The organism is Pseudomonas sp. FYR_2 (assembly GCF_043106425.1).
GTDB classification, from domain to species: Bacteria; Pseudomonadota; Gammaproteobacteria; order Pseudomonadales; family Pseudomonadaceae; genus Aquipseudomonas; species Aquipseudomonas monteilii.
In genome coordinates, this window is record NZ_JBICMM010000054.1 from 206,356 (window position 1) to 223,192 (window position 16,837).

Annotated in this window: 16 protein-coding genes; 9 read left to right on the forward strand and 7 right to left on the reverse strand. The window is 63.2% G+C overall.

Annotation, left to right across the window (positions count from 1 at the left end):
- The first annotated feature begins 16 nt into the window (after nucleotides 1-16).
- The 7 genes from ACF8R4_RS23995 to ACF8R4_RS24025 all read left to right on the forward strand — a co-directional run bounded on the left by ACF8R4_RS23995 (nucleotide 17) and on the right by ACF8R4_RS24025 (nucleotide 7,025).
- Entirely contained in the window at nucleotides 17-850 is an 834-nt protein-coding gene (locus tag ACF8R4_RS23995) for an alpha/beta fold hydrolase (RefSeq protein WP_060497082.1), read from the forward strand.
- The gene (locus tag ACF8R4_RS24000; RefSeq protein ID WP_164524625.1) at nucleotides 847-2,328 is read left to right on the forward strand and encodes an aldehyde dehydrogenase; all 1,482 of its coding nucleotides are present in this window, start codon (nucleotides 847-849) and stop codon (nucleotides 2,326-2,328) included. Before ACF8R4_RS23995 ends, ACF8R4_RS24000 begins: the two co-directional genes overlap by 4 nt.
- Nucleotides 2,329-2,340: 12 nt before the next feature.
- Complete coding sequence (locus ACF8R4_RS24005) at nucleotides 2,341-2,826, forward strand: flavin reductase family protein (protein ID WP_060497084.1); 486 nt, start codon at nucleotides 2,341-2,343, stop codon at nucleotides 2,824-2,826.
- Between the two features lie 115 nt (nucleotides 2,827-2,941).
- A complete protein-coding gene (locus tag ACF8R4_RS24010; protein ID WP_060497085.1) occupies nucleotides 2,942-3,331 on the forward strand; it encodes a carboxymuconolactone decarboxylase family protein in 390 nt (129 codons plus the stop codon).
- Nucleotides 3,332-3,419: 88 nt separating this feature from the next.
- Entirely contained in the window at nucleotides 3,420-4,172 is a 753-nt protein-coding gene (locus tag ACF8R4_RS24015) for a GntR family transcriptional regulator (RefSeq protein WP_003256074.1), read from the forward strand.
- A 2-nt stretch (nucleotides 4,173-4,174) separates the two neighbouring features.
- Nucleotides 4,175-4,738, forward strand: coding sequence for an NUDIX hydrolase (locus ACF8R4_RS24020; RefSeq protein WP_060497086.1), 564 nt, complete (start codon nucleotides 4,175-4,177; stop codon nucleotides 4,736-4,738).
- A 103-nt stretch (nucleotides 4,739-4,841) separates the two neighbouring features.
- The gene (locus tag ACF8R4_RS24025) at nucleotides 4,842-7,025 is read left to right on the forward strand and encodes a GAF domain-containing protein (protein WP_104834578.1); all 2,184 of its coding nucleotides are present in this window, start codon (nucleotides 4,842-4,844) and stop codon (nucleotides 7,023-7,025) included.
- A 22-nt stretch (nucleotides 7,026-7,047) separates the two neighbouring features.
- Here the strand turns inward: ACF8R4_RS24025 and ACF8R4_RS24030 are convergent, their stop codons facing one another.
- Nucleotides 7,048-7,680, reverse strand: a complete 633-nt coding sequence (locus tag ACF8R4_RS24030) for a LysE family translocator (RefSeq protein WP_104834577.1) — start codon at nucleotides 7,678-7,680, stop codon at nucleotides 7,048-7,050.
- Nucleotides 7,681-7,746: 66 nt separating this feature from the next.
- Nucleotides 7,747-8,361, reverse strand: a complete 615-nt coding sequence (locus ACF8R4_RS24035; protein WP_060497089.1) for a LysE family translocator — start codon at nucleotides 8,359-8,361, stop codon at nucleotides 7,747-7,749.
- A 112-nt stretch (nucleotides 8,362-8,473) separates the two neighbouring features.
- On the opposite strand from ACF8R4_RS24035, the gene ACF8R4_RS24040 reads away from it, so the two are divergent.
- Together ACF8R4_RS24040 and ACF8R4_RS24045 are read left to right on the forward strand one after the other, a co-directional pair.
- Nucleotides 8,474-8,926 carry an Lrp/AsnC family transcriptional regulator gene (locus ACF8R4_RS24040; RefSeq protein WP_060497090.1) on the forward strand — a complete coding sequence of 151 codons (453 nt, stop codon included), beginning with the start codon at nucleotides 8,474-8,476 and terminating at the stop codon, nucleotides 8,924-8,926.
- 414 nt (nucleotides 8,927-9,340) lie between these two features.
- Nucleotides 9,341-10,753: a cytosine permease gene (locus ACF8R4_RS24045; RefSeq protein WP_060497091.1), complete on the forward strand. Its 1,413-nt coding sequence runs from the start codon at nucleotides 9,341-9,343 to the stop codon at nucleotides 10,751-10,753.
- Between the two features lie 64 nt (nucleotides 10,754-10,817).
- On the opposite strand, the gene ACF8R4_RS24050 is transcribed toward ACF8R4_RS24045, so the two are convergent.
- The 5 genes from ACF8R4_RS24050 to glnT form a co-directional block, all read right to left on the reverse strand.
- Complete coding sequence (locus ACF8R4_RS24050) at nucleotides 10,818-12,119, reverse strand: ammonium transporter (protein WP_019097855.1); 1,302 nt, start codon at nucleotides 12,117-12,119, stop codon at nucleotides 10,818-10,820.
- A gap of 57 nt (nucleotides 12,120-12,176) precedes the next feature.
- Nucleotides 12,177-13,502: an FMN-binding glutamate synthase family protein gene (locus ACF8R4_RS24055; protein WP_060497092.1), complete on the reverse strand. Its 1,326-nt coding sequence runs from the start codon at nucleotides 13,500-13,502 to the stop codon at nucleotides 12,177-12,179.
- Between the two features lie 15 nt (nucleotides 13,503-13,517).
- A complete protein-coding gene (locus ACF8R4_RS24060; protein ID WP_060497093.1) occupies nucleotides 13,518-14,192 on the reverse strand; it encodes a protein glxC in 675 nt (224 codons plus the stop codon).
- Nucleotides 14,193-14,219: 27 nt separating this feature from the next.
- Nucleotides 14,220-15,125, reverse strand: coding sequence for a glutamine amidotransferase family protein (locus tag ACF8R4_RS24065; RefSeq protein WP_392493612.1), 906 nt, complete (start codon nucleotides 15,123-15,125; stop codon nucleotides 14,220-14,222).
- A 128-nt stretch (nucleotides 15,126-15,253) separates the two neighbouring features.
- Nucleotides 15,254-16,588: a type III glutamate--ammonia ligase gene (gene glnT / locus ACF8R4_RS24070; protein ID WP_019097857.1), complete on the reverse strand. Its 1,335-nt coding sequence runs from the start codon at nucleotides 16,586-16,588 to the stop codon at nucleotides 15,254-15,256.
- Nucleotides 16,589-16,837: the final 249 nt, after the last annotated feature.

The window sequence follows — 16,837 nt, forward strand, 5'->3', positions numbered from 1 at the left end:
TCAAGGAGCGCCCTCCATGATTCAGCCTGTCGCTGAACACACCCCAGCCGGCACCAGCTACCTGTCCGTCGGCCAGGGCCAACCCGTGGTATTGATCCACGGCGTGGGCCTGAACAAGGAAATGTGGGGCGGTCAGATCGTTGGCCTGGCCAACGACTACCGCGTCATCGCCTACGACATGCTCGGCCACGGCCAAAGCGCCCTGCCGGCTGCCGACATCGGCCTGGAAGGCTACGCCGCCCAGCTCGCAGAACTGCTCGACCACCTGCAAATCACACAAGCGACCGTGATCGGCTTCTCCATGGGCGGCCTGGTTGCCCGTGCATTTGCCCTGAACTACCCGCAACGCCTGGCAGCACTGGTGGTACTCAACAGCGTGTTCAACCGCACCCCCGAGCAGAGTGCCGGCGTTATCGCCCGCGCCGCCCAGGCGGCGCAGCTGGGCCCCGACGCCAACGTCGACGCCGCCCTGGACCGCTGGTTCAGCCGTGAATACAAGGCTGCCAACCCGGCACAGGTCGCCGCCATTCGCCAGGTACTGGCGAGCAACGACCCGCAGGGCTATCACACCACCTATTCGCTGTTCGCCACCCAGGACATGTACCGCGCCGACGACCTGGGCAGCATCCAGGTGCCGACGCTGATCGCCACCGGCGAACTCGACTCGGGCTCTACCCCGGCCATGACCCGCCAGCTCGCCGCCAGCATTCCGGGTGCGCACAGTGTGGTCCTCGCCGAGCAACGGCATATGATGCCGGTAGAAGCCCCGCGTGAAGTCAACAAGATGCTGCTGGACTTCCTCGCGCAAGCCCGCACCCTCACCGAATCCGCCAAGGGGATTGTTGCATGACCCTCGTTCGTTTCCAGATGTGCATCGACGGCCAATGGCGCGATGCCCAGAGCGGCAAGACCTTCGACAGCCTCAACCCGGCCACCGCTCAGGCCTGGGCGCAACTGCCCGATGCCGATGAAGCCGACGTCGAACTGGCGGTGCAGGCCGCCCAGCGTGCCTTCGACAGCAAGGAATGGCGCAGCATCACCGCCACTGCGCGCGGCAAGCTGCTGCGTCGCCTGGGCGACCTGATTGCCGAAAACAAGGAGCACCTGGCACAGCTGGAAAGCCGCGACAACGGCAAGCTGATCCGCGAAACCCGCGGCCAGGTGGGCTACCTGCCAGAGTTCTTCCACTACACCGCGGGCCTTGCCGACAAGCTCGAAGGCGGCACCCTGCCGCTGGACAAGCCCGACCTGTTCGCCTACACAGTGCACGAGCCGATTGGCGTAGTGGCCGGCATCATCCCGTGGAACAGCCCGCTGTACCTCACCGCGATCAAGCTGGCCCCGGCCCTGGCCGCCGGCAACACCATCGTGCTCAAACCGTCCGAGCACGCCTCGGCGACCATCCTCGAACTGGCCCGCCTGGCCCTTGAGGCCGGTTTCCCGGCCGGTGTGGTCAACGTGGTCACCGGTTACGGCCCAAGCACCGGCGCGGCGCTGACCCGCCACCCGCTGGTGCGCAAGATCGCCTTCACCGGCGGCGCCGCCACCGCGCGCCACGTTGTGCGCAGCAGTGCCGAAAACTTCGCCAAGCTGTCGCTGGAGCTGGGCGGCAAGTCGCCAAACATCATCTTTGCCGACGCCGACCTGGACAGCGCCATCAACGGCGCTGTGGCCGGCATCTATGCAGCCTCCGGGCAAAGCTGCGTGGCCGGTTCGCGCCTGCTGGTACAGGACGAGATCTTCGACGAGTTCGTCGAACGCCTGATTGCCCGTGCCAAGCGCATTCGCATCGGCAACCCGCAGGACGACGCCAGCGAAATGGGCCCTATGGCCACCGCCCAGCAACTGGCCGTGGTCGAAGGCCTGGTCGCTGCGGCCAAGGCCGAAGGTGCCAAGCTGCACATGGGCGGCAAGCGTGCTGAAGTCGAAGGTGAAGGCTGGTTCTACGAGCCGACCTTGTTCGAGTGCGACAGCAACGCGATGACCATCATGCAGGAAGAGGTGTTCGGCCCGGTTGCCGCGGTGATCCGCTTCAAGACCGAGGAGGAGGCACTGGAAATCGCCAACGACTCGCAGTTCGGCCTGGCCGCCGGCATCTGGACCCGCGACCTGGGCCGTGCCCACCGCCTGGCCCGCGACGTGCGCTCGGGGATTATCTGGGTCAACACCTACCGCGCCGTGTCGGCCATGGCACCGATCGGCGGCTTCAAGAACAGCGGCTACGGCCGCGAGAGCGGCATCGATTCGGTGCTGGCCTATACCGAGCTGAAGACCGTGTGGATCAACCTGTCCACCGCGCCGATGCCCGACCCGTTCGTGATGCGTTAAGAGGAACACGAGATGATCGAACCCGGCATCTACAAAGACGTGATGGGCTCCTTCCCGTCCGGCGTCACGGTAGTCACCACGCTGGACGCCGACGGCGCCATCGTCGGCATCACCGCCAGCGCCTTCAGCGCGCTGTCGATCGACCCGGCGCTGGTGCTGTTCTGCCCCAACTACGCCTCCGACACCTACCCGATCCTGCGCGACAGCAAGCAGTTCGCGATTCACCTGCTGTCCGCCGAGCAAACGGCCGAAGCCTATGCCTTCGCCGGTAAAGGCAAGGACAAGGCCAAAGGCATCGACTGGCACCTGAGTGAGCTGGGCAACCCGCTGCTGACCAAGGCTACGGCGATCATCGAGTGCGAACTGTGGCGCGAGTATGACGGCGGGGACCATGCGATCATCGTGGGCGCCGTGAAAAACCTGGTGCTGCCCGAGCAGCCAGTAACGCCGATGGTGTACCACAAAGGCAAGCTGGGCGCCCTGCCGCCCTTGGGCTGATCTTGGAATCGCCGGCGATGGGCCGCACAGCGGCCCCCGTTTCACCCCTTTTAAGGGGCCGCGCTAATCGTCTCCCCCTCGGTTGCGGCCCCTGTTTTCTTCCGGAGTACTGCACATGAGCAACGAAAAGTACGAGAAAGGCTTGCAGATCCGCACCCAGGTGCTGGGCGAGGACTACGTCAACCGCTCGATCCAGAACGCCGACGCGTTCACCCAACCGTTGCAGGAACTGGTCACAGAATACTGCTGGGGCCACGTCTGGGGCCGCGAAGGCTTGTCGCTCAAAGAGCGCAGCATGATAAACTTGGCCATGATTTCCGCACTCAACCGGCCCCACGAACTCAAGCTGCACATTCGGGGCGCACTGCGCAATGGCCTGAGCCGTGAACAGATTCGCGAAATCCTGCTCCAGGTCGGCATTTACTGCGGCGTACCCGCGGCGGTGGACAGCTTCCGCCTGGCCCGTGAAGCATTTGCCGAAGCCGATGCGGAGCCAACCCGTTAACAACGGGCTGTTCGAACCACTGCATGGAAAGCCTCGGTTCGGGGCGTTCCGCGATGTTGGCGCAACAGCCTCATAAAGAGCGCACCTGATGAAACGCCAGCCACTCGACGACAGCTTCAAGGTCAACCGCAACCCCGTTACCCTGCGCGAAATCGTGCTCGACAAGCTGCGCGCCGCGATCATGAACTTCCACCTGCTGCCAGGCGACCGCCTGGTCGAGCGCGACCTCTGCGACCGCCTTGGGGTCAGCCGTACCTCGGTACGCGAAGCGCTGCGACACCTGGAATCCGAAGGCCTAGTGGAATTCGCCGACGCCAAGGGCCCGCGCGTCGCCATTATCACCCTGGAAGATGCCCGCGACATCTACGAGCTGCGTTGCGTGCTCGAAGGCCTGATCGTGCAGTTGTTCACCCTCAACGCCAAAGCCAAGGACATCCGTGCCCTGGAACGTGCGCTGGAGGTCAACCGCGAGGCCCTCGAAGAAGGCGAACTGCAACAGGTGCTGGACTCGGTTCAAGGTTTCTACGATGTGCTGCTGGAAGGTTCCGGCAACCAGGTGGCGGCCCAGCAGCTGCGCCAGTTGCAGGCGCGCATCAGCTACCTGCGTGCTACATCTGTGTCGCAGGAAAACCGCCGGGGCGCCAGCAACCGCGAAATGGAAAAGATCGTCGAGGCGATCAAGGGTGGCGACCCGCTGGTGGCTCACCAGGCCTCGGTCGACCACGTCCGCGCTGCCGCCAAGGTAGCCCTGGACTACCTGCGCCAGAAGCAGGATGACAACGCCAAGGTACGCGACATTGTCGAGCCCCTGGCCCTGAAGGAACCCCGTATAGGTCGCTGATCATGCCCAACGCCCCGCGCTACTGCCCGCACTGCACCACGGAACTGGCCCGGGGCGTTCCCACAGGCGATACCCACGAACGCCTGCACTGTACCGGCTGCGGCTACATCCACTACGTCAACCCGAAGATCATCGCCGGCTGCATCATCGAGCGCGATGGCAAGTACCTGCTGTGCCAGCGCGCCATCCCCCCGCGCCCGGGCACCTGGACCTTGCCGGCTGGTTTCATGGAGGCCGGCGAAACCACCGAGCAGGCGGCGCTGCGCGAGGTGTGGGAAGAAAGCGGCGTACGTGCCGACATCGTTTCGCCTTACTCGATTTTCAGCGTGCCGAAAATCAGCGAGGTGTACATCATCTTCCGCGCCATCGCCATCGAAGAAACCGGGCAGTACGGGGCAGAAACGCTGTCGTACAAGTTCTTCGAACCGGATGAGATTCCGTGGGACGAGATCTACTACCCGGCGATCCGGCAGATACTGGAGCGCTACATCCTTGAGCGGCAGGCAGGGGTTTACGGTATTTACATGGGCAACGATGACTCTGGCAAGGTGCACTTCATTCGCTAGCCCGTACCGGCGAAGCGGCCGGCACAAGCCTGCACAAACCCCTCGCCAATCGCCTATTCTCGGTGCACCCTAAAGGCTTTATGCAAACGGACCGGCAGAGCACATGGCAAAATGGCTAGACGGCGGCGGACTGATGGCCGAACGCATCCGCAACCACGACTGGGCCGCCACGCCTCTGGGCCCGCTCGAACACTGGCCAGACGCTCTGAAAACCACCCTGGCCCTGTGCCTGGCATCGCGCTTTCCACAGGCCGTGCTGTGGGGCCCGGACCTGCTCACCCTGCACAATGACGCCTTCACCCCGATTCTCGGGCGCAAGCCCCTGGCGTTGGGCATCCCCTTCCGCGACGTGTGGCAGGAAGCCTGGGCGGACATCGGCAGGATGGCCGACCGCGCGTTGGCTGGCGAGGCGGTGTACATAGAAGACTTTCCGCTGACGATTAACCGCAACGGCGGCCCGGAACGCGCCTATTTCACCTTCTGCTACAGCCCCATCCGTGACCATGACGGCACGGTGTTGGGCATGCTCGACACCGTGACCGAAACCACGGCCAGCGTGATCGCCAACCAGCGCCTCAACTTCCTTGACCAACTCGGCCGCGCCGTGGCCGAAGCCACAGCCTCGGACCAGATACTGGCCACCACAACGCGTATGCTGGTGGAACACCTGGGGCTGTCCAGCTGCGCCTATGCGGTGATGGACCCGGACGAAGACGGCTTTACCATCTGCGGTGACTCAGTAGCCCACGGCGCGCCACGGCTGGTGGGCCAGTACCAGTTGCACGACTTCGGTCGCCTGGCGTTCAGCCGCCTGCGCAGCGGCCTGCCCCTGGTGATCAACGACAACCTCAGTGAACTGGCTGCCGACGAGGCAGCCACCTTTCAGGCCATCGGCATCACTGCCACCATCTGCATGCCACTGATGAAAGGCGGTCGCCTGACCGCATTGATGGCCATCCATGACTGCGTGCCGCGCGAATGGACCGATTACGAACTGGCTTTGCTCAGTGAAGTCACCGAACGCTCCTGGGCCCACATCCAGCGGGTACAAGCCAATGCCAAAGTGCGCGAAGCCATGGCGGCGCTCGAAGCACTCAATGCCACCCTCGAACATCGCGTCGAAGAGCGCACTACCCAGTTACTGCACACCGAAGCCGTGCTGCGCCAGACCCAAAAGCTTGAAGCCATCGGCCAACTGACTGGTGGTGTTGCCCACGACTTCAACAATTTGCTGACCATCATCCGCTCCTCGCTGCATTTTCTGCAGCGCCCAAGCCTCGATGAAAAGCGCCGCGAACGCTACCTCAAGACCATGTCCGACACGGTCGACCGCGGTGCCAAGCTGACGGGGCAGTTGCTGGCCTTTGCCAGGCGCCAGGCCCTCAGCCCTCAGGTGTTCGAAGCCGGGCCACGGCTGGAAGCCATGGCCGACATGCTCGACACCGCCACCGGTGCGCGCATCCAGGTGGAGCTGCAGTTGCCAGAGGCGCCTTGCCACATCCGCGCCGACCTCAGCCAACTGGAAACTGCGGTGATCAACCTGATGCTCAATGGCCGTGACGCCATTGCAGGTGAAGGCACTTTGCAACTGCGCTTGCTGGCTGACCAGCGCCTGCCTGCCTTGCGTGGCCAGCCTGTGCAGGCAGGCACATTTGCGGCGATTTCGGTGAGTGACGGCGGTGTGGGCATTGCCGCCGAACTGCTGGAGCGTATCTTCGACCCGTTCTTCACCACCAAGGCGCCAGGCGAAGGCACCGGTCTCGGGCTTTCGCAGGTGTTCGGCTTTGCCAAGCAGTCGGGCGGGGATGTGCAGGTGCACAGCACCCCGGGTCAGGGCACCACGTTCACCCTTTATTTGCCTCAGGAGGCGCCGCCAGCGGCTCCGACGGCAGACACCATGGCCAGCCCACAGGCTCAGGCGCAAGGTGAGCAGCGGCGAATACTGGTAGTGGAAGACAACCCCGACCTTGGTAACTTCACTGCACAAATCCTTGAGGACCATGGTTACCAGATCAGCTATGCGCGTTCGGCCGAAGATGCCTTGGCCCAGTTGGCGGGGCCTGCAGGCCATTTCGATGCGGTATTTTCCGATGTGGTGATGCCCGGCATGGGGGGGCTGGCACTGGCCCGTGAACTGCGGCGTCAGCGGCCGCAATTGCCGGTTATCCTCACCTCGGGCTACAGCGAGTCGATTGCTGAGGGCGGGCACCAGGGCTTTGCCTTTCTGGCAAAGCCCTACTCGGCAGAACAGGTGTTTCAGATACTCGGGAAGGTGCTGGGCAGCTGAACCCGACAGCTCGCCTGACGGCTCAGCGACGCCCTTCAGCCAGCATGCGCACGGCCAGGCCCGCCAGCACAGTGCCCATCAACCAGCGCTGAACCTGCTGCCACAACGGTCGACCGGCCAGGAACACCGCAATGGAACCGGCCATGATCGCGATCAATGCATTGACCGAGACGCTGATGGCGATCTGCGTCGAGCCCAGCACCAGTGACTGCACCAGCACACTGCCGTGGCCGGGTTCGATGAACTGCGGCATCAGCGACAGGTACATGACGGCGATCTTGGGGTTCAGCAGGCTGGTGGCAAAACCCATGGTAAACAGCCGGCGCGGGCTGTCCGCCGGCAGGTCCTTGACCTGGAACGGGGAGCGACCACCCGGGCGCAGCGCTTGCCAGGCCAGGTACAGCAGATACAGCGCGCCACCAATGCGCAGTGCATCGTAGGCAAAAGGCACAGCCATCACCAGGGCGGTGATGCCCAGAGCAGCGCAGAACATGTAGATGACGAAACCCAGCGCTACGCCGCCAAGGGAAATCAAGCCGGCCTTGCGCCCCTGGCAGATCGAGCGGGAAATCAGGTAGATCATGTTCGGCCCCGGGGTCAGCACCATGCCGAGGCAGATCAGGGCAAACGTTAACAGTTGTGTGGCTTCGGGCATGGAGCACGTCCTGGTTGTGCTGTGAAAGGCTACGAGTTTATCTGAAGCCTTTTGAAACCGGTGAACTCAGTTGATCTGCCCCGCGATCAAGCCCAAGGCCACCGTGATCATCGCCACCCCCGACACCCGCCCGACCAGCCTGGCCGCCCCCGGCCGGGTGCTCAGCACCGCCTTGGCGCCATAGCCGACCAACGAATAGATCACCAGCGAGCTGCACAGGTGCACCAGGCCCAGCAGCAGGATCTGCAACGGCACCGGCCAGCTTGACTGCGGGTCGGTGAACTGCGGCAACAGGGCCAGGAACAGCAGGAACACTTTCGGGTTCAACCCGCTGACGCAAAAACCCTTCAACGCCCAGCGCGAGCCCGACTCCCCCTCACCGCCCTGCCCGGCCTCGGGCAATGCCGGGCTCAGCAACAGGTTGCCGCCCAGCCACAGCAGGTAGCTGCACCCTGCCAGGGTCAGCAAGGTCAGCGCCAACGGGTGGCCGGCCAGCAGGCTGCCAACACCTGCCGCTACCACCAAGGTGGCCAGGAAATGCCCCGACAGCATGCCCACTACCGCCGGCATCACCCAGCGCCCGCGCATGCCCGCCGAAATGGCGTAGGCCCAGTCTGCCCCCGGGGTAATCACGAACAGCATCGACACGGCCCAGAATGCCGTCAGAACACTGATAGCCACTTGAATCTTCCTTTTTCCACTGCTTAGGGATGCCGAAAGATTACGGATTCCGTCCGGGGATTTTCTTTCGTATATTTCCCCTCAGGGTTCAATTACTGGAAGATCCTTCTCAATGGATAGGACTGATCGAAAGATTCTTGCCGAACTACAAAAAGACGGTCGCCTCTCGGTGACCGAATTGGCCGATCGGGTGGGGCTCAGCCTGTCGCCCTGCCATCGGCGCCTGAAGGCACTGGAGGAATGCGGGGCGATCCTGGGGTATCACGCCCGCCTGGCGCCGAGCGCACTGGGGCTCAACTTCGCCGCGCTGGTGTTCGTGACCCTGCGGGAGGTCACCCGCCAGCCGGTGGCGGACTTTGAAGCGGCACTGGCCGAGATCCCGCAGATTGTCGAAGCACAGCGGCTGTTTGGTGACCCGGACTACCTGCTGCACGTAGTGGCCAAGGACTTGCCGGCGTTTCAAAAGCTGTATGACGAGAAGCTGACCAGCATTCCCAATGTGAAGCGCTTGAGCTCGACACTGGTGATGAAAGAGGTGATTCAGGATCGGTTGTTGCCGATGTAGCTGTTTTCTCCTGTTCTGGCCTCTTCGCGGGCAAGCCCGCTCCCACAAGTACAACGCAGCTTTCAGAAGCTGTGGTAATCCTGTGGGACCGGGCTTGCCCGCGAAGAGGCCGGCACAAGCTACTTTTTCTTCTGCCCTGAAAACGCGCATGGCGCACCAGCACAGTCCATCGCAAACGACCCACCAAACCGCGAACCCCTCTACTTTCAGCCCTCCCGCCAACTGGCACCCTCCTTGCTACCGTCACCCGCTTAAGCTTTTGTCAGCCTTAGGTTTTTTAAGGTTTATGGGTACATATTTACTAATTTCTCGTTATCCCCGCGCCCCGCATCATCGCTCCAACAAGAACGCGTCGCCCTTCGCCGGCACGCCCCCGGGCAGTTCCCGATGCCCTACCTTGCCTTGGAGTCAGTCATGACCAGTGCAGCCAATTCGGCACCCCTCATAGAAAAACACACGATCGGCTACGTACCGCCGGAAGACCGCCATGGAAAGGTAAGGGATCTGTTCACACTGTGGTTCGGCGGCAACATCGCGCCGCTGCCCATCGTTACCGGCGCGCTGGGCGTGCAGTTGTTTCACCTGAACTTGGTGTGGGGCATCATCGCCATCCTGGTCGGCCACCTGGTTGGCGGTGTGTTGATGGCACTGCACTCGGCCCAGGGCCCGCAAATGGGCATCCCGCAGATGATCCAGAGCCGCGCCCAGTTCGGTACCCTTGGCGCGCTGCTGGTGGTGGTGATCGCCGGCGTCATGTACATCGGTTTCTTCGCCTCCAACATCGTGCTCGCCGGCAAGTCGCTGCATGGTGTGGTCGACGCCGTGCCGGTACCGGTAGGCATCCTCATCGGTGCGCTGGGCTCGGGCATCATCGGCATCATTGGCTACCGCTTCATCCATGTGCTCAACCGTATCGGCACGTGGGTGCTGGGCATCGGCATCGTGGTCGGTTTCGGCTACATCTTCACCCATGTGCAAAGCGACGACTTCCTCACCCGCGGCGGCTTCAACCTGGCCGGCTGGCTGGCCACCGTGTCGCTCGCGGCGCTGTGGCAGATCGCCTTTGCGCCCTATGTGTCGGACTACTCGCGCTACCTGCCGGCGGATGTGAAAGTCAGCTCGACCTTCTGGACCACCTACCTGGGCTCGGCCCTGGGCTCGAGCCTGTCGTTCATCTTCGGCGCCGTGGCGGTGCTGGCGATCCCGGCCGGCATGGATACCATGGACGCGGTCAAGCTGGCCACCGGTACCTTGGGCCCGATCATGCTGGTGCTGTTCCTGCTCAGTGTCATCAGCCACAACGCCCTCAACCTGTATGGTGCCGTGCTGTCGATCATCACCCTGGTGCAAACCTTCGCCTACCGCTGGATCCCGACCGCCAAGAGCCGCGCGGTGCTTTCGCTGATCGTGCTGTCGGCCTGCTGCGTGGTGGCGGTGTTCGCCTCGGCAGACTTCATCGGCCACTTCGTCGACATGGTGCTGGTGCTGTTGGTGGTGCTGGTGCCATGGACGGCGATCAACCTGATCGACTTCTACGCGATTCACAAGGGCGACTACGACATCCAGTCGATCTTCCAGGTCGATGGCGGCATCTACGGCCGTTACAACCCGCAGGCGCTGATCGCCTATGCCGTGGGCATCGTGGTGCAGATCCCGTTCATGAACACGCCGCTGTATGTCGGGCCGATTTCCGAGCACATCAACGGGGCTGACCTGTCGTGGCTGGTGGGCTTGGCGGTTACCTCGCCGCTGTACTGGTGGCTGGCTTCGCGTGACAGTGCCTACCGTCGTCGGCAGATGAGTGCCAAGTTGGCCATGGGGCACTGATTCAACCTGTACCGGCCTCTTCGCCGGCGTGCCCGCGAAGAGGCCGGTACAGACAACACATCAGTCAGAGGTTATACGCCCGCTCATTATGCTCCGCCAGGTCCAGCCCCTGCTCTTCCTCTTCCCGACTGGCCCGCAGGCCCACGGTCAGCTTGATGGCCCCAAGAATCGCCCAGCTCACCACGAAGCAATAGACGAAGGTGAACGCCACCCCCTTCAACTGCACCAGCGCCTGCCCTATAGGCGATACGCCCTCCACATAACCTCCCAACGCCGGTGCAGCAAACACCCCGGTCAGAATCGCACCGACCATCCCGCCCACGCCATGCAGCCCGAACACGTCCAGGCTGTCGTCATACCCCAATGCCTGTTTCAGTCGGGTCACGGCAAAGAAACAGATGGCCCCGGTCAACAGGCCAATCACTACAGCCCCCAAAGGCCCGACAAACGCACAGGCCGGGGTAATCCCCACCAAACCAGCCAGCGCGCCGGACGCCGCACCGAGGGCAGTCGGTCGACCATGCATCACCTTCTCGGTCAGCAACCAGCCGACAATCCCGGCGCAGGCCGCCACCATGGTCGCCAGCATCACCACCCCTGCTCCTTCGTTGGCCGCCAACCCCGACCCCACGTTGAAGCCAAACCAGCCCACCCACAACAACCCGGCACCCACTAGGGTAAAACCGAGGTTGTGGGGCGGCATGGCCACCTGCGGATAGCCCTTGCGCTTGCCCAGCATCAACGCCGCCGCCAAGGCAGCGACGCCGGAGTTGATATGCACCGCCGTGCCGCCGGCAAAATCCAGCACGCCCCAGTTGACCATCAGCGCCCCCGGCCCGCCCCACACCATATGGGCGATCGGCGCATACACCAGCACGAACCAGGCCCCCATGAACAGCAACGAAGCACTGAACTTCATGCGCTCGGCAAAACCACCGGCAATCAGCGCCGGGGTGATGATGGCGAACGTCAGCTGGAACACCGCGAACACACCTTCCGGGATCGTGCCCACCAGGCTGTCGTGGCCGATGTTCAGCATCAGCGCCTTGTCCAGGCCACCGATGAAGCTGTTGAAGGTCAACTGCCCCTCGACCATCCCCGTGGTGTCGACCACCAGGCTGTAGCCAAACAGCACCCAAAGGATGCCGATCACACCCGCTACGGCAAACAGTTGGGTGAACACCGAAAGGAAGTTCTTCGCCCGTACCATGCCACCGTAGAACAGCGCCAGGCCGGGTATGCACATCATCAGCACGAACATCGCGGCGCAGATCATCCAGGCGGTGTTGCCGGTGTCCAGGGTGGGTTCTGCGGCGTAGGCCAGCGGTGTCAGCGCGAACAGCACAACAGCAAGGGCAAGCTTCATGGAGTCACTCCTGTGCAATGAAAACCGCCGGCTGGCAGCCGGCGGTGTCGGGGGAGATCAGTACTGCGCCTGGCCCGGTACCCACGCAGTCCCCGCCAGCGGCACCCGTGCCATCGCTGCCGCTTCCACGGTCAACGCCACCAGGTCCTCCGGGTCCAGGTTGTGCAGGTGCGACTTGCCACACGCCCGCGCCATGGTCTGCGCCTCCAGCACCAGCACACGCAGGTAGTTGGCCAACCGACGCCCGGCCTCTTCCGGGTTCAGGCGCTTGGCCAGTTCCGGGTCCTGGGTGGTGATGCCGGCCGGGTCACGACCGTTCTGCCAGTCGTCATAGAAGCCGGCCGCCGAGCCAATCTTCTTCAGTTCGCTGTCCAGTCGCGGGTGGTTGTCGCCCAGGGCGATCAGCGCCGCCGTACCAATGGCCACCGCATCAGCGCCCAGTGCCATGGCCTTGGCCACATCGGCACCGTTGCGAATGCCGCCCGATACAATCAGCTGCACCTTGCGGTGCATGCCCATTTCCTGAAGTGCCTGCACGGCCTGCGGGATGGCCGGCAGAATCGGGATGCCGACGTGCTCAATGAACACCTCCTGGGTCGCTGCAGTACCGCCCTGCATGCCGTCGAGCACGATCACATCGGCACCGGCCTTCACTGCCAGCTTGACGTCGTAGTACGGGCGGCTGGCGCCGATCTTCACGTAGATCGGTTTTTCCCAGTCGGTGATCTCGCGGATCTCGGCAATCTTGATCGCCAGGTCGTCCGGCCCGGTCCAGTCGGGGTGGCGGCAGGCACTGCGCTGATCGACGCCGATCGGCAGGGTCCGCATGCCGGCAACGCGCTCGGTTACCTTCATGCCCAACAGCATCCCGCCACCGCCCGGCTTGGCGCCCTGGCCGAGGACGATCTCGATAGCATCGGCCTTGCGCAGATCATCCGGGTTCATGCCATAGCGCGACGGCAGGTACTGGTACACCAGATACTGCGACTGACCGCGTTCTTCCGGGGTCATACCGCCGTCGCCGGTGGTGGTGCTGGTGCCAGCGATGGTCGCACCACGGCCCAGCGCTTCCTTGGCATTGGCCGACAGCGCGCCGAAGCTCATGCCGGCGATGGTCACCGGGATTTTCAGGTGGATCGGCTTTTTCGCAAACCGGTTGCCCAGCACCACATCGGTGCCGCACTTCTCGCGGTAGCCTTCCAGCGGGTAGCGCGACACGCTGGCACCCAGCAGCAGCAGGTCGTCGAAGTGCGGTACACGGCGCTTGGTGCCGCCACCGCGAATGTCGTAGATGCCGGTTTCGGCAGCACGCTGAATTTCCTGGATGGTCAGGCGATCGAAGGTGGCCGACTCACGCAGTACCGGGGGGAATTGTTCGCTCATGGGAATGCTCCTGGATCAGTACGCGCTGGCGTTGTCGACTTTGAAGTTGTACAGCTGACGGGCCGAGCCGTAGCGTTTGAAATCGGCGGCCTTGTGGTCCAGGCCTGCCTTGTTCAGCAGCTCCTGCAACGCTGTAAGGTGCTCGGCGCGCATTTCTTTTTCGATGCAGTCCGAGCCCAACGACTGCACCGAGCCTTTGACGTAAATCTGCACCTCGTACAGCGAGTCGCCCAACGCATCGCCGGCATCACCACACACCACCAGGCGCCCGGCCTGGCCCATGAAGCAGCTCATGTGGCCGATGCTGCCGCCCACCACGATGTCCACGCCTTTCATGGAAATGCCGCAACGGGCACCGGCATCACCCTCAATCACCAGCAGCCCGCCATGGGCGGTGGCACCAGCGGCCTGGGAGGCACTGCCCTTGACCCGCACCGAGCCAGACATCATGTTTTCGGCCACGCCCACGCCCACGTTGCCATGCACCGTCACGCTGGCTTGCTGATTCATGCCGGCACAGTAGTAGCCCGCGTGGCCTTCGATATCCACCGCCACGGCGGCGTTGATGCCCACGGCCAGGTTGTGTTTGCCATCGGGGTGAGTCACCCGCCATTCGTGGTCCTGCACCTCGCCGTGCAGGGACTGGTTGAGCACGCGCACCGAAGTGCTGGAAAGGTCGATCGTTTTCATAAGGTTCTCCAGAGGTTCGGTGGCAGGTCAGGCGCTTTCGCGCTCCCAGACGTACAGGGTGGCCGGAGCCGGCTCCCAGACCTTGGCATGCTCAATGCCCGGCAGGCTGGTCAGGGCCTGGTATTCCGAGGCCATCGCCACGTAGTCGTCGGTTTCGGCCAGCACCGCCGGCTTGCAGGCAATCGGGTCGCGGATCACGGCAAAGCCGTTGCGGGTGCCGATGGCGAAGGTGAAGAAACCGTCCAGGTCTTCCAGCGCGCCATCCAGGGCCTGGGCCAGGGTATCGCCCTGCTGCAGGCGCCAGGTCAGGTAGCCGGCGGCCACTTCGGTGTCGTTATCGGTTTCGAAGCTGATACCTTCGCGCTTCAGTTCCTGGCGCAGGCGGAAGTGGTTGGACAGCGAGCCGTTGTGCACCAGGCACAGGTCGGCACCGGTGGAAAACGGGTGGCTGCCTTCCATGGTCACGGCGCTTTCGGTGGCCATGCGGGTATGACCAATGATGTGGCTGCCCTTCATACCGGCTAGGCCGAAACGGCTGGAGATTTCCGCTGGCAGGCCCATGCCCTTGAGGATTTCGATGCTCTGCCCGGCGCTCATGATGCGCACGTCCGGGGCCAGTTCGCTCAGCGCCTGGCGGGCAGCCGATTCGCTGGTATGCACCTTGAGTACCGCCGCGCTGGCGTTCTGGAACCCGTCCAGCGAGCAGCCCAGGCGCCCCTCCAGCTGGCCCATCAGGGTGGTCCAGGGGTAGTCGATATCCGTGGCTTGCAGGGTCAACTTGACCCAGCCATCCGCCACTTCGTCGCCGTAGATGGCAAAGCCTGCGCTGTCCGGGCCACGGTCGGTCATGGCTTCGAGCATGGGTTCGAAGAGTTTGCCAAGCTGGGCCTCCAGCTCGGGCTTTTTCAGGTACAGACCTACGATTCCACACATAAAAGAGCCTCACTACGTTCGGCAGCAAGCTGTAAGGGGCAAGCTGCAAGTTGTCCGTAATAGAACGGGATAGTTATGTTCACCGCGCACTGGCTTTCTATTGCAGCTTGCGGCTTATAGCTTGCAGCTCAGAAAAACTCGGTGTAACGCTGGATTTCCCAGTCGGAGACATGGCGGCAGTACTCCACCCACTCCATGCGCTTGAGCTTGATGAACTCGTCGACGATCTCAGCGCCCAACACCTCGCGGAACAACGGGTCGGCTTCGAGCGCGTCGGCGGCTTCCTTCAGCGATTGCGGCAGGGTCTTGATGCCGCGTGCGGCAATTTCTTCAAGGCTGAGGTTGTAAAGGTTCTCGTTGCACATCTCGCCCGGCTCCAACTGGCGGTCGATGCCATCGAGACCCGCGGCGATGATCGCGGCGGTAACCAGGTACGGGTTGCAACCGGCGTCCGGCAGGCGGAACTCCAGGCGGCCATACGGGATGCGCACCATCGCCGAGCGGTTGTTGGCCCCCCATGCGACAAAGGCCGGGGCCCACGTCGAACCCGACAAGGAACGGCCGACCACCAGGCGCTTGTAGGAGTTGACCGTCGGTGCCGCGAAGGCACACAACGCCGGGCCATGGGCCAGGAGCCCTGCGGCAAAGTGGTAGGCCAGCTTCGACAGGCCCATGCCACTGCTGTCGGACGCGTCGTGGAAGAGGTTCTTGTTGGTGCTGCTGGCCAGCGACAGGTGGAAGTGCATGCCATTGCCGGCGCGCTTGGGGTCGGGCTTGGGCATGAACGAGCAGATCATCCCCAGGTCGTTGGCGATTTCACCGGCGGCCATGCGGAAGAAGGTGAAGCGGTCGGCCGACTCCATGGCGTCGCTGTAGGTGTAGTTGATCTCGAACTGGCCGTTGGCGTCTTCGTGATCAATCTGGTAGATGTCGAAGCCTACCGGTTGCAGTGCCTCGGTCAGGCGCTCGAGAAACAGCCGCGAGCGCGACAGGCCCTTGTAGTCGTAGCACGGCTTGTCGAGGTTGTCGGAGGCATCCACCAGTTGCAGCTTGCCGCCTTCGTCACGGCGGAACAGGCTGAATTCCGGTTCCAGACCGGTGTTCAAGGTCCAGCCCTTGTCGGCCAGGCGTTGCACCTGTTGTTGCAACACATAGCGGCTGTCGTAAGGCCAGGGCTGGCCGTTGACATGCCCCACGCACACCACCCGGCCATAACCCGGCTGCCACGGTACCGGGATCAAGGTGGAAAGGTCGCCACGGGCCATGAAGTCCGGGCCGTGCGGCTCCATGCCCATGCCGCAGATGGCGAACCCGGCAAAGCCGGCGCCCTCCTCGGCCACCATCTTCAGGCCCGAGACCGGCACCGATTTGGTCTTCGCCGAGCCATGGATATCGACGAACTGCGCCAGCACGTACTTGATGCCATGCTGGTCGAGGGTGCGCTGGGTTTCTGCTGGCAACATGGGTTGAACACTCCTGGGTAAGGGGCAATGATTCCGCATAAGAAACTTACTTTCCCCACAGGAATGCAATGCGCTTGCCAAGTTTGTCCGGGGGGTGGCCTTTGGGGATCAGTGCGGGCCTCTTCGCGGGCAAGCCCGCTCCCACAGTGGATTCGACGCAAAGCCTTGTGGGAGCAGCTTGCCCACGAAGAAGCCCGTACAAACAACACAAAACCCAAGCAGGTTTTTCTGTTCTATTTATGGGAAACT

Excerpts from the sequence above, each read along its gene's own strand:
- ACF8R4_RS23995 (WP_060497082.1), top strand. The coding sequence starts at position 17 with ATGATTCAGCCTGTCGCTGAACACACCCCAGCCGGCACCAGCTACCTG.
- ACF8R4_RS24000 (WP_164524625.1), top strand. The coding sequence starts at position 847 with ATGACCCTCGTTCGTTTCCAGATGTGCATCGACGGCCAATGGCGCGAT.
- ACF8R4_RS24005 (WP_060497084.1), top strand. The coding sequence starts at position 2,341 with ATGATCGAACCCGGCATCTACAAAGACGTGATGGGCTCCTTCCCGTCC.
- ACF8R4_RS24010 (WP_060497085.1), top strand. The coding sequence starts at position 2,942 with ATGAGCAACGAAAAGTACGAGAAAGGCTTGCAGATCCGCACCCAGGTG.
- ACF8R4_RS24015 (WP_003256074.1), top strand. The coding sequence starts at position 3,420 with ATGAAACGCCAGCCACTCGACGACAGCTTCAAGGTCAACCGCAACCCC.
- ACF8R4_RS24020 (WP_060497086.1), top strand. The coding sequence starts at position 4,175 with ATGCCCAACGCCCCGCGCTACTGCCCGCACTGCACCACGGAACTGGCC.
- ACF8R4_RS24025 (WP_104834578.1), top strand. The coding sequence starts at position 4,842 with ATGGCAAAATGGCTAGACGGCGGCGGACTGATGGCCGAACGCATCCGC.
- ACF8R4_RS24030 (WP_104834577.1), bottom strand. The coding sequence starts at position 7,680 with ATGCCCGAAGCCACACAACTGTTAACGTTTGCCCTGATCTGCCTCGGC.
- ACF8R4_RS24040 (WP_060497090.1), top strand. The coding sequence starts at position 8,474 with ATGGATAGGACTGATCGAAAGATTCTTGCCGAACTACAAAAAGACGGT.
- ACF8R4_RS24045 (WP_060497091.1), top strand. The coding sequence starts at position 9,341 with ATGACCAGTGCAGCCAATTCGGCACCCCTCATAGAAAAACACACGATC.
- ACF8R4_RS24050 (WP_019097855.1), bottom strand. The coding sequence starts at position 12,119 with ATGAAGCTTGCCCTTGCTGTTGTGCTGTTCGCGCTGACACCGCTGGCC.
- ACF8R4_RS24055 (WP_060497092.1), bottom strand. The coding sequence starts at position 13,502 with ATGAGCGAACAATTCCCCCCGGTACTGCGTGAGTCGGCCACCTTCGAT.
- ACF8R4_RS24060 (WP_060497093.1), bottom strand. The coding sequence starts at position 14,192 with ATGAAAACGATCGACCTTTCCAGCACTTCGGTGCGCGTGCTCAACCAG.
- ACF8R4_RS24065 (WP_392493612.1), bottom strand. The coding sequence starts at position 15,125 with ATGTGTGGAATCGTAGGTCTGTACCTGAAAAAGCCCGAGCTGGAGGCC.
- glnT (WP_019097857.1), bottom strand. The coding sequence starts at position 16,588 with ATGTTGCCAGCAGAAACCCAGCGCACCCTCGACCAGCATGGCATCAAG.